This window comes from Gordonia sp. JH63, assembly GCF_009856645.1.
GTDB lineage: Bacteria > Actinomycetota > Actinomycetes > Mycobacteriales > Mycobacteriaceae > Gordonia > Gordonia hongkongensis.
On sequence record NZ_CP047235.1, the window covers coordinates 1,728,353 to 1,740,101 of the forward strand.

The following is an 11,749-nucleotide window of genomic DNA, read 5'->3' on the forward strand; positions in this document are numbered from 1 at the left end:
CTCGGCTGCTCAGAACTCGTCCGGGTCGAGCTTGCGCACCCGCCGGTGGGGTAGTGCGATCGCGAGAACGGCGGCGATGACGATCGCCGCGACGGCGCTGCCGATGATCGCGACGTTGCGCGCGGAATCGTCCGGTGGCTGCGCCACGGGAGGTGCGGCGATGGGCGCCGAGGCCCGGTCCGGCTGCTGATCGGCCGGCACTTCGGCGGTCAGGGCGGCGACCGGATCGATGACACCGTGTCCGATCCGCTGATCGCGCCCGGTTCCCGGGGAATGGGCGGTGGCGATGATGCGGTCCATCACCTCGCGCGCGGTCAGATCCGGGAAGCGGGCCCGGATCAGCGCGGCGGTGCCCGCGACGTACGGCGCGGCGAAACTCGTGCCGATCAAGGGCACCGGCCCGCCGTCGCTCTGCTGGGCCGACGCCAGCCGGCTCGAACCGCGCTTGCTGTCCAGGCTCACGATGTCGGTGCCCGGCGCTGCGACGCTCACCCACGGGCCATGCAGGCTGAAATCGCTCGGTGAGCCGGTGTCGGCGTCCACCGAGCCGACCGTGAGGACGTACGGCGAGTACCAGGCGGGACTGGCGACGGTCGCGACCGACCGCCATCCGTCGGGGTCGTCGGCGGCGGGAGCCGGATTCTGGTTCTGGCAGGCGCCGTCGCGCGTCAGGTTGCCGGCTGCCACGACGACCACGACGTTCCGGTCGTAGGCGTGCCGGATGGCCGCACCGAGCGCCCGGTCGTCGACCGAATCCGCCGCCGACGCGCACGCCACCTCGGAGATGTTGATGACGGTGGCGCGTAGATCGACCGCGCGCACGATGGCGTGCGCCAGCGTCCGGACGGACCCGTAACCCGAGCCGACCACCGGTGCGGCGTAGTCCCGGGCGCGGTCGTTCTTCTTCTGGAAAGCGCTGCTGGACTGGCGGATCGCGATGATGGATGCCGCGGGCGCGACGCCGACGAACGCGTCGGCGGTGCTGGGCCGGGCGGCGATGATCCCGGCGACCAGGGTGCCGTGGGCGTCGCAGTCGTCGAGTCCGTTGCCGCCCGAGACGTAATCGCCACCGGCGACGACGCGACCGAGCCGAGGATGGGGCGTCACCCCGGTGTCGATGACGGCCACTCGCTGACCCTGTCCGCGACTGAACCGCCACGCCTCCGGGAGATTCATCATCGCCTGCGCCGCGGTCGGTTTCGTCACGGTGCGCGTCAGTTCCGGGATGTTGCACAGGTGCCGCTGCTCGGTCGGTTCGAGCGGGGCGACCGGGGCCGACCGGACGAGGGCGCCGGGATCGATCCGAGGCGGGGTCACCGCCGCGGCGGGCGTCGCCGAGGCCCCGACGGGTGCCGCGACGAGGGTCGCGACGAGGGTCGCGACGAGGGTCGTCGCGAATACTCCACTACCACGGACACGGTTGTCGCGCATCAGATCTCGCGGACCATTCGGTACAGGTCGAGCAGCCACAACAGCAGGGGCACGATGAGGGCGACGAGGATGTACTCGCCGATCTCGGCCCACCGACGCATCACGGGTGAGAAGTCCTGGTTCGGTGCGACGACCCCGAAGACGAGGGCGCCGATCACCACGAGGATGCCGAGGGCGAAACCGATCACCGGCCACTGGTCGTCGCCGAACGCGAGACCGGTGATCAGGGTGATCACCACGAGCGATCCGCCGATGACGAGGATTCCCGCCTGGAACAGGTCGCTGTGAGAGCGGCCCCGCAGACACAGCACGACGCCGATGATCGCGGCGTAGACGGCGTTGCGCCATTCGAACCCGGCGAGCGGGGCGGCGGTGAGCACGGCCGCGATGGCGGTGACGATCGTGAGCCCGCCGACGATTCCGGTCAGGTACGCGTTGGCGAGGTAGGAACGACGTTCCAGCGCATCGGCGTTGGGAAGGGCGGTCGCGCCGATCGCCCCGATGCCCTCGATGGCCGGTCGCGGTTCGATGTCCTTGACGTCGATGGCGGCACCCGCGGTCGGCACCGGGGGCAGCGGCAGTTTCGCGAGCAGGATCGTCGTGCGGGGAGCCAGACCGATGCACAGCAGACCGACCGCGGCGATGACGGCGGCGACATCGGCCACCGGCGCATCGATGAGGAGTCGCGCCCCACAACCGGTGGCGCCGAGCAGCGCCGCGCTGGTCACAGCGCTGTGTGCGGTCGCCCCGGCCGCGGTCATGCGATAACTGACGACCGCGGCGACGAGTGCGAACGCGAAGCCCAGGGTGAGGTGTGCGGCGCCGTATGACCCGGGCGTCACGATCATCCCGGTCACGAAGGCCATCGGTGCGGCACACAGGGACAGCACCGTCGAACTCTGCTCGTCGCGGTAGTAGCGGGACACGATCGTCGAGGCGGTGACGAATCCGACGACCGCCAGCCCGGACAACCCGGCGAACCACAGGGCGCCGGTGCCGGAGCGGACCGCGGCCAGGGACGCCGCCGCCGCGATCGCGGCGACGAGTGCCAGTGCGTAACCGACCTTCCGGGCGGACGCCGCGGTCCAGTCGACGAACTGCGATTCGTTCAATCGGGCGACAGCGTCGACCACATCGTCGAACAGCACCGGGGACTCCCCGGTTCGCGTGGAGGTCAACAGCAGCAGGTCGCCGTCACGGATACCCGACTCCGACAGCGACCGGTGCAGGGGCAGTGGGTCCTGTCCGACGAGCGCGAGCGTCCACTTGTTCTGCCGGTCGTGCGGTCGGCCGGGATTGCGGGCGTCGGCATCCGGGTCGTCGGGGTCCGACCTCGAGGGATTGCGCGATTCGATCTGGGCGACAAGGTCACCGATGAGTCCGGCGATGGGGATGCCGGCCGGCAGTCCGACGTCGAGCTGGGTGTTGCCGCCCAGCACGGACACCCGTACGAGTTGCGGCTCGACGGCCCCCTCACCCCGCCGGCGATCCCCGGTGTCCGCGTCGGCAGCGGTGGCCGGGTACCCCGGTGCGAATCCGTCCACAGACGACATCAGGTCAATCCTCCCCCTAGATTCAGCAGCTAACATAGCCAACCGCGGCGGGTTCGACCGCCCGGGGATACACAGCGCGACATGTCAGGGGGGACGTGTGGTCACGACGACGGAGGGCTTTGTGCGTCGCCCGCGCATCACGCCCCCACGCACGCCCGGAGGCGAGGTCAACATCCAGGCGCCGCCGGATGTGCCGCGGGTGGTGCCCGGCGGCCTCCTGATGAAACTGCTGCCGGTGGTGATGGTCGTCGCCGTCGTCGGCATGGTGGCACTGATGGTCGTCACCGGTGGGCGCAACATCCTGACCAACCCGCTGTTCATGATGTTCCCGCTGATGATGCTGATGTCGATGTTCGGCATGTTCGCCGCCGGCGGCCGTGGCGGGGGCAAACGCGCCGGAGAACTCAACGAGGAACGCAAGGACTACTTCCGCTATCTCGGCCAGCTGCGCGGCCAGGTCTTCGAGACCGTCGACAACCAGCGCGCAGCACGCACCTGGAGCCACCCGGACCCGCGTGCGCTGCTCGACGTGATCGGCAGCAGGCGCATGTGGGAACGCCGCCCCAGCGACGCCGACTTCGCCCATGTGCGCGTCGGGGTGGGTGTCCAGCGACTCGCCACGCGGCTCATGCCGCCGGAGACCGGGCCCCTCGAGGACATCGAGCCGGTGTCGATGGTGGCCCTTCGTCGGTTCGTGCGCACGCACTCCGCGGTGTACCGCCTGCCCACCTCGATCTCGCTGCGCGGCTTCCCCGCCATCAACATCGAGGGTGCGCGGCAGGAGACCCGCGAACTCATCCGGTCGATGGTCGTGGAGCTGTGTGCGTTCCACGGTCCCGATCACCTGCACATCGGCATCGTGACCGGCGATCCGGCGGGGGAGGCCTGGGACTGGGCGAAATGGCTTCCGCACGTGGGACATCCGACGCTGCGCGACGGCGTCGGGGCGATGCGGATGATCTACCCGACGCTGGCGGACCTCGAGAACTCGATGGCCGCGGACCTCCTCGAGCGCGGCCGGTTCAGCCGGTCGGCGCCGCCGAACGCCAACCGTGCACACCTCGTGGTGATCATCGACGACGGTTACGTCGCCGGCGACGAGCGGATCATCAACGACGCCGGCATGGAAGGCGTCACGATCCTCGACCTGACCGCGCCGCCGGACGGTCTCGCGGTGCGGCGCGGGCTGCAACTCGTCGTGCGCGGGGGCAAGGTCTCCGCACGCAGCGCCGCCGGCGTCGAGGAGTTCGCCGACATGGACTCGCTGACGATTCCCGAGGCGGAGGCGATCGCCCGGCGCATGGCGCGCTACCGGCTGGCCACCGCGGCGACGCTGGCCCACCTCGAGTCCGAGGCGACCTCGGCCGACCCCGGCCTGCCCGCGCTGCTGGGCATCGACGACGCCGCACGCTTCGATCCCTCGACGGCCTGGCGCGGTCGTACCGGCCGGGAGCGCCTGCGCGTGCCGATCGGTTACACGCCGACGGGCGCGCCCGTGGAGATCGACATCAAGGAGAGCGCGCACGGCGGCATGGGTCCGCACGGGCTGTGCATCGGCGCCACCGGATCGGGGAAGTCGGAGTTCCTGCGCACGCTGGTCCTGGCGATGCTGGCGACTCATTCGCCGTCGGAGCTGAATCTCGTGCTCGTGGACTTCAAGGGCGGTGCGACGTTCCTGGGCCTGGAATCCGCGCCGCACGTCGCCGCGATCATCACGAACCTCGAGCAGGAACTCTCGATGGTCGACCGGATGAAGGACGCGCTCTCGGGCGAGATGAACCGGCGCCAGGAGGTGTTGCGGGCGGCGGGCAACTACGCGAACGTCGCCGACTACGAGCGCGCCCGCGCCTCGGGGGTGCGCCTCGATCCGCTGCCGGCACTGTTCATCGTCGTCGACGAGTTCTCCGAACTGCTCTCGCAGAAGCCCGATTTCGCCGAACTGTTCGTCGCCATCGGTCGTCTGGGTCGCTCGCTGCACATCCATCTGCTGCTCGCCTCGCAGCGGCTGGAAGAAGGCAAACTCCGGGGCCTGGACTCGCACCTGTCGTATCGGATCGGCCTGAAGACGTTCTCCGCCAACGAGTCCCGCTCGGTTCTCGGTGTTCCCGACGCCTATCACCTGCCGAGCGTCCCGGGTTCGGCGTACCTCAAGTGCGATTCGGCGGACCCGATCAGGTTCAACACCTCCTACGTGTCGGGGGCCTACTACTCGCCGACGGTCACCGAGTCGGTCGATCCGACGACCACGGCGTCATCGCGTCGCGGAAACCTCAAGGTGTTCACCGCACTTCCGGTGCCGCTGGAGGAGGGCGCGTCGCGTTCGCTGCTCGATCAGGCCGAGAGCCTGCTCGACGAGGAACCGCCGGCACCCGAGGCGCCCACCGAGTTCGAGCCGGTCTCGGCGCAGGTGCCCACGCTCATGGAGACCATCGTCGAACGCATGGAGCACGCGGGCCCGCCGGCCCACCGCGTGTGGCTGCCGCCGCTGGACGACTCGCCCACCGTGGAACATCTTCTCGGCGAGCGGGACTGGTCCCACCCGGCGGTGCCGGGGCATCTCACGGTTCCGATCGGTGTCGTCGACCGGCCCTACGACCAGCGACGCGACCCGCTCGTCATCGACCTCGCGGGGGCCGCGGGCAACGTGGCGGTGGTCGGCGGTCCGCAGTCGGGCAAGTCGACGACGCTGCGCACGATCATCATGTCGGCCGCCGCGTCCCACACGCCCGAACAGGTGCAGTTCTACTGTCTGGACTTCGGCGGCGGCAGTCTGGCCGGTCTCGCCGGGCTCCCGCATGTCGGCTCGGTCGCCTCGCGCGGCGACATGGACGCGGTCCGCCGTACGGTCGCCGAGGTGGCGGCCGTGGTCCGGTCGCGCGAACTGCTGTTCACCCGGCTGGGCATCGAGTCGATGCGCGACTACCGGTCCCGCCGGGAAGCGTGGTTCCGGTCCGGCGTCACCTCGCCGGCGTCGGACCCGCTGGCGCAGGACCGGTTCGGCGACGTGTTCCTCGTCCTCGACGGCATGAACGTGCTGCGGACGGAACTGGAATCGCTCGAGGAACAGATCACCGCGATCGTGGCCCAGGGGTTGAGCTACGGCGTCCACGTCATGGTCACCGCATCCCGGTGGGCCGAGGTGCGCCCGGCGGTCCGCGATCTCATGGGTACCCGGATCGAGCTGCGGCTGGGCGACCCGATGGATTCCGACATGGGTCGTCGCGCCGCCGCGCTGGTCCCGCAGAACCGACCCGGCCGCGGCCTGACCGGGCAGGAGCTGCACATGCTGATCGCGCTGCCCCGGCTCGATTCGGTCAGCAGTGCCGAGTCGTTGCCCGCGGGGGTCGCCCAGTCGGTCGAGAAGCTCACCGCCGCCTATCCGGGCCGCTCGGCGATGGCCGTGCGCAAGCTGAGCACCGAGATCGGCTACGCATCGGTGCAGCGCGCGGTTGCCGCCGCCGGGCTGACGCTGGCACCCAATCAGGTGGCGATCGGTGTCGGTGAGCTCGAACTCGCCCCGGTGGTCCTCGATTTCACCGCCCAACCGCATTTCATGGCGTTCGCCGACGTCGAACACGGCAAGACCAACCTGCTGCGGACGATCGTCACCGGGCTGGTCGCGGGTGCCACACCCGAGCAGGTGCGCATCGTCTTCGTCGACTACCGCCGCACGATGCTGGGGATCATCGACGGCGATCATCTTGCCGGCTACGCGAGTTCGCCCGACCGCGCGGCGTCGATGATGACGGAGCTGGCGGCGTATCTGAAGAACCGGATGCCGCCCGAGGACGTGACGGTCCAGCAACTGCGGGACCGCACCTGGCTCGACGGCCAGCCCGAGGTGTACGTGGTGGTCGACGACTACGACATGGTCGTCACCTCGACCGGCAATCCGATGCTGCCGATCGTCGAACTGGCCTCCCATGCACGCGACATCGGGCTGCACATCGTGCTCGCCCGACGTTCCGGCGGCCTCGGTCGGGCGATGTTCGATCCGCTGATCGCGCGCCTCAAGGACCTGTCGTCGGACATCCTGCTGATGAGCGGCGACCGGGACGAGGGATTCATCACCGGCCGGTCGAGGCTGCAGACGCTGGTGCCCGGCCGCGGCGAACTGGTGTCGCGCGTCCGGCCGCAGGAGATGATCCAGGTCGCCCATCTCCCGATCGGCGACTAGGGGTGGGTCGGGCCGGATGACACAGCCGGGCGAGGTGCAACCGATCGGCGACGGGAACCGTCCGACGGTGGTCGATCTCGCGTTCGGGACGCCGCTGGTCCACGACCCGGAGCGCGGGCTGCGCCGGGTGGATCGCGATGTGCGGCCGCTGCTCGAGTCGGTGGACCAGATGAGTGTCGTGGCCGACGGTCGGCGCGAACACCTGCGCCAGGTGTGGCGACGGGTCTTCGCCGGCCTCGACTTGCCCGCGGGCCGACCCCTCGTCGTCGGGCACCCGAGCACCTGGGGACCCCGTCGGGCATCGGCCCTCGCCGACCTCGCCGACGGCCGCGCGCCGGTGGCTCTCCTACCGCGGGCGGTGCTCGTCGCGCGCAGTCACGCCGACCTCACCGTGCGACGGTGCGCCGTCGTCGAGACCACTCATCTCCCGCGGCCGCCCGCCGATCCCGGCCACCCGCGACCAGCGTGGTGGGACGTGCAGATCGTGGGGCGCGGTCCGGACGGCTGGGTGATCGAGCGCTCCGGGCTCATCCGTCCCGGTGCCGGCCGTGCGCCGCGCTCCTCGCCGAATGCGGACGGGCTCGACATCATCGACGACTCGGTCGAGGCGGTGTTCGTCGACGGGGACCGCCCGGACGAGGTGTCCGCGGCGATCGGCGTCATCGCCGGGCACGCGGTCGCGGGACGCGTGGTCGCCGTCGACCGCGAGCTCGTGGTCCGGCTCGGCCACCGCACCGGGGGTGCGGACGAGGACACGATGGCCCCGGCCCCTGATCCCGGGCCCCCGGACCCGCTCCCGGTCGGCGCCGCCCGGCGCCGGTCGGGGACGCTGCTCGCCGCGGCGGTGATGGCGATCCTGGTCGTGAGCGGCGCGATCGGGGTGGGACTCTGGCAGCGCGGCACCGCACCGGACGCGGCGTCGACGGAGGTCGGCCTCGGGCGTGCGACGCTGACGGTGCCCGGCGACTGGCGGCAGTCCGAACAGCGGACCCCGAGCGGTTCTGCCGACGACCCGTCGACCACTCGCGCGGTGTTCGTCGATCCCGACGACGGCCGGCGCATCATCGCCGTCCTCACCGAGGTGCGCGCCGGCTCGACCCGGGAATCGGTCGCGGGGAGCCTGCGCAACCGGATCGAGCAGCGCGGCGACGACGTCGTCACCGAGTTCTCCGCCGCCACCCGCTTCGGCGGGCGGGACGTGATCGGCTACCGCGAGTCACCGGCCTCGGGCGGCGCGATCCGCTGGTACGTCGTGGTCGACGACGGTCTGCAGGTCTCGATCGGCTGTCAGGCGGGTACCGCGGCCGAATCCGCCGACGACGAATGCGCGGCGGCGGTGCGGTCGGTCCGGGTGTCGCCGTCGTCGTGAGGCCGAGTCCGTTTTGACCCTGACCAGCGCGGTCGCGTAGCCTGGATCGCTGGTGCTCGGCGCCTGGCGCACAGCTGTGTGTCCAGGTCAGCGGAGGCCCGGGTCCCCACTGGTCGCCGGGAACAACCTCTGCCGTGCACCCGACCAGCATCCATTCGACAAGAGTTGAGGACAACTGTGCCTACCTACACCCCGAAGGCCGGTGACATCACGCGTACGTGGCATGTCATCGACGCCGAGAACGTGGTGCTCGGCCGGCTGGCCGTGCAGGTCGCGAACCTGCTTCGCGGCAAGCACAAGCCGACCTACGCCCCGCACATGGACGGCGGCGACTTCGTCGTCATCATCAACGCCGAAAAGGTCGCGCTGACCAGCAACAAGGCTGATCGCAAGCTGAACTACACCCACTCGGGGCACCCCGGTGGCCTGAAGTCCCGCACCACCACCGAGCTGCTCGCGACCTACCCCGAGCGGGTCATCGAGAAGGCCGTCAAGGGCATGCTGCCGTCGACCAAGCTCGGCCGCGCCATGGCCTCGAAGCTGAAGGTCTACGCCGGCCCGAACCATCCGCACGCGGCCCAGCGCCCCGTCCCCTTCGAGATCAAGCAGGTGGCCCAGTGAGCAACGAGAACATCAACGACGCCGTCGAGGCCGTCGACGAGGCTGCCGTCGAGGTCGTGGAGGCCGTCGAGGTCGCCGCTGACGACTACGACGCCGCTGTGGTCGAAGAGGTCCGCGAGCCGGTCGTCATCGACCGTCCGATCCAGACCGTCGGCCGCCGCAAGGAGGCCGTCGTCCGCGTTCGCCTGGCCCCGGGTTCCGGTGAGTTCACCCTCAACGGCCGGTCGCTGGAGGACTACTTCCCCAACAAGGTGCACCAGCAGCTGATCAAGGCCCCGCTGGTCACCGTCGAGCGCACCGAGTCGTTCGACATCTACGCCAAGCTCGTCGGCGGAGGCCCCTCGGGCCAGGCCGGCGCGCTGCGTCTCGCCATCGCGCGTGCGCTCATCGAGGTCACCCCGGAGGATCGTCCCGCCCTGAAGAAGGCCGGCTTCCTCACCCGTGACCCGCGTGCGGTCGAGCGCAAGAAGTACGGCCTCAAGAAGGCCCGCAAGGCGTCGCAGTACTCCAAGCGCTGATCTTGGCACGCCTTTTCGGAACCGACGGCGTCCGAGGCCTGGCCAACGACGAGCTCACCCCCGAGCTCGCGTTGCGCCTGGCCTCGGCCGCCGCGGTCGTTTTCGCAGAGAGTTCGGCGACCGAGTCGCACCGGCGTCCGCGCGCGGTCGTCGGACGTGATCCGCGCGCATCCGGCGAGATGCTGGAAGCCGCGGTGTGTGCGGGGCTCGCCGCCACCGGAGTCGACGCCATCTGCGTCGGCACCGTGCCGACCCCGGCGGTCGCCTTCCTGACCGCGGACTACCACGCCGACTTCGGCGTGATGATCTCCGCGTCGCACAACCCCATGCCCGACAACGGGATCAAGTTCTTCTCCGGCGGCGGGCACAAGCTCGACGACGCTGTCGAGGACCGCATCGAAGCGACCATGGACGGCGAGTTCATCCGCCCGATCGGGGCTGCGGTGGGCCGGATCGTCGCTGCGCCGGACGCCGGCGACCGCTACCGGCGCCACCTCGCACAGGCCGTCGACACCCGCCTCGACGGATTGACCGTGGTCGTCGACTGCGCGCACGGCGCGGCGTCGGAGCTCGCTCCGCAGGCCTACGCCGACGCCGGGGCGACGGTCATCGCGATCCACGCCGAGCCGGACGGCCTCAACATCAACGCCGACTGCGGGTCCACGCACATGGACAAGTTGCAGGCGGCCGTGCTCGAGCACGGAGCCGACCTCGGACTCGCTCACGACGGTGACGCAGACCGTTGTCTCGCAGTCGATTCCACGGGTCAGATCGTCGACGGCGATGCCATCATGGCCGTGCTGGCGACGTCCCTGAAAGACCAGGGCAAGCTCCACGACGATGTGCTCGTCGCGACCGTCATGAGCAATCTCGGACTGCACATCGCCATGCGCGAGGCCGGGATCACCGTGCACACCACCGGGGTCGGGGACCGGTACGTCCTCGAGGAACTGCGGCGGGGCGGTTATTCGATCGGCGGGGAACAGTCCGGTCACATCGTCGTCCCGGGTTCGGGCACGACGGGTGACGGCATCCTGACCGGGCTGATGCTGATGGCGCGGATGGCCGCCACGTCGACGCGGCTCGCCGACCTGGCCGGCATCGTGACGGTGCTGCCGCAGGAGCTCATCAACGTGCGCGTGGGCGACAAACACGCAGTGGCCCAATCACAATCGGTGAAAGAAGCGGTCGTGGCCGCCGAAGCCGAACTGGGGGAGACCGGTCGCGTCCTGCTGCGCCCGTCGGGAACCGAGCAGCTCGTCCGCGTGATGGTCGAAGCCGCGACCGCCGATCAGGCGCTGGCGGTGGCCGGCCGTCTGGCCGACGTCGTCCAGGGGGCCGGGGCATGACCGGTGGGGCACCGCGCGCGGTCCTGTTCGACTTCTCCGGCACCCTGTTCCGCTTCGAGGCGCGCGACGAGTGGTTCGCCGACCTGCGCGACGACACCGGTGCCGAGTTCGACCGCGACCGTCAGGCGGACATGATCCGGCGCATGGTCGCACCCGTCGGTCTGCCCGACGGCGTCGTCGGTGCCGACCAGGATGCCTGGGAACGTCGTGATCTCGACCCGGCGCTGCATCGGACCGGTTACCTGGCGTTGCTGCGCACGGTCGGGATGAGCAATGCCGACCACGCGAACGCTCTCTACAACCGGGTGCTCGACCCGTCCTCGTGGGTTCCGTTCGCCGACACCGTCGCGGTGCTGCAGAAGCTCGGTGCGGTAGGGGTTCCGGTCGGCATCGTCAGCAACATCGCCTTCGACCTGCGCAAGGTGCTGGCCCTGCACGGCGTCGAGGACCTCGTCGCCGCGTTCGCGCTGTCCTACGAGGTCGGGGCGATCAAACCCGACCCCCGGATCTTCCACGCCGCGCTCGATCCGCTGGGTGTGCCGGCCGACGAGGTGCTGATGGTCGGGGACAGCGAGACCGCCGACGGCGGGGCGCGCGCCCTCGGCTGCTCGTTCGCGCTGGTCCACGACGTCCCGGCCGCCGACCGGCCCACCGCTCTGCTCGACGCCGTGACCTCGCACGGCATCGAACTGCCCGACTGACCGCTCGCCTGATGGCGCACTGGCGCCTCG

8 protein-coding genes are annotated in these 11,749 nt (G+C 70.4%); 6 read left to right on the plus strand and 2 right to left on the minus strand.

Annotated features, from left to right (window positions below):
* Positions 1-9: 9 nt before the first annotated feature.
* The gene (mycP, locus tag GR168_RS07825; RefSeq protein ID WP_159370454.1) at positions 10-1,431 is read right to left on the minus strand and encodes a type VII secretion-associated serine protease mycosin; all 1,422 of its coding nucleotides are present in this window, start codon (positions 1,429-1,431) and stop codon (positions 10-12) included.
* On the minus strand, positions 1,431-2,984 hold the full coding sequence (eccD, locus tag GR168_RS07830) for a type VII secretion integral membrane protein EccD (protein WP_159370455.1): 1,554 nt from the start codon (positions 2,982-2,984) through the stop codon (positions 1,431-1,433). Before eccD ends, mycP begins: the two co-directional genes overlap by 1 nt.
* A gap of 97 nt (positions 2,985-3,081) precedes the next feature.
* Between eccD and eccCa the strand changes: the two genes are divergently transcribed.
* The 6 genes from eccCa (at position 3,082) to GR168_RS07860 (ending at position 11,719) form a co-directional block, all read left to right on the plus strand.
* Positions 3,082-7,161, plus strand: a complete 4,080-nt coding sequence (gene eccCa, locus GR168_RS07835) for a type VII secretion protein EccCa (RefSeq protein ID WP_159370456.1) — start codon at positions 3,082-3,084, stop codon at positions 7,159-7,161.
* Positions 7,162-7,177: 16 nt separating this feature from the next.
* On the plus strand, positions 7,178-8,530 hold the full coding sequence (locus GR168_RS07840) for a type VII secretion-associated protein (RefSeq protein ID WP_159370457.1): 1,353 nt from the start codon (positions 7,178-7,180) through the stop codon (positions 8,528-8,530).
* A 177-nt stretch (positions 8,531-8,707) separates the two neighbouring features.
* Positions 8,708-9,151, plus strand: coding sequence for a 50S ribosomal protein L13 (gene rplM / locus GR168_RS07845; protein ID WP_058250710.1), 444 nt, complete (start codon positions 8,708-8,710; stop codon positions 9,149-9,151).
* Positions 9,148-9,669 carry a 30S ribosomal protein S9 gene (rpsI, locus tag GR168_RS07850; RefSeq protein WP_065629913.1) on the plus strand — a complete coding sequence of 174 codons (522 nt, stop codon included), beginning with the start codon at positions 9,148-9,150 and terminating at the stop codon, positions 9,667-9,669. The genes rplM and rpsI overlap by 4 nt, the downstream gene beginning before the upstream one ends.
* Before the next feature lie 2 nt (positions 9,670-9,671).
* Positions 9,672-11,018 carry a phosphoglucosamine mutase gene (gene glmM / locus GR168_RS07855; RefSeq protein ID WP_065629912.1) on the plus strand — a complete coding sequence of 449 codons (1,347 nt, stop codon included), beginning with the start codon at positions 9,672-9,674 and terminating at the stop codon, positions 11,016-11,018.
* Positions 11,015-11,719 carry an HAD family hydrolase gene (locus GR168_RS07860; RefSeq protein WP_065629911.1) on the plus strand — a complete coding sequence of 235 codons (705 nt, stop codon included), beginning with the start codon at positions 11,015-11,017 and terminating at the stop codon, positions 11,717-11,719. Before glmM ends, GR168_RS07860 begins: the two co-directional genes overlap by 4 nt.
* Positions 11,720-11,749: the final 30 nt, after the last annotated feature.

Bases quoted from the DNA above. Each gene is read 5' to 3' on its own strand.
- eccD (WP_159370455.1), bottom strand. From the start codon at position 2,984: ATGTCGTCTGTGGACGGATTCGCACCGGGGTACCCGGCCACCGCTGCC.
- GR168_RS07860 (WP_065629911.1), top strand. From the start codon at position 11,015: ATGACCGGTGGGGCACCGCGCGCGGTCCTGTTCGACTTCTCCGGCACC.
- mycP (WP_159370454.1), bottom strand. From the start codon at position 1,431: ATGCGCGACAACCGTGTCCGTGGTAGTGGAGTATTCGCGACGACCCTC.
- GR168_RS07840 (WP_159370457.1), top strand. From the start codon at position 7,178: ATGACACAGCCGGGCGAGGTGCAACCGATCGGCGACGGGAACCGTCCG.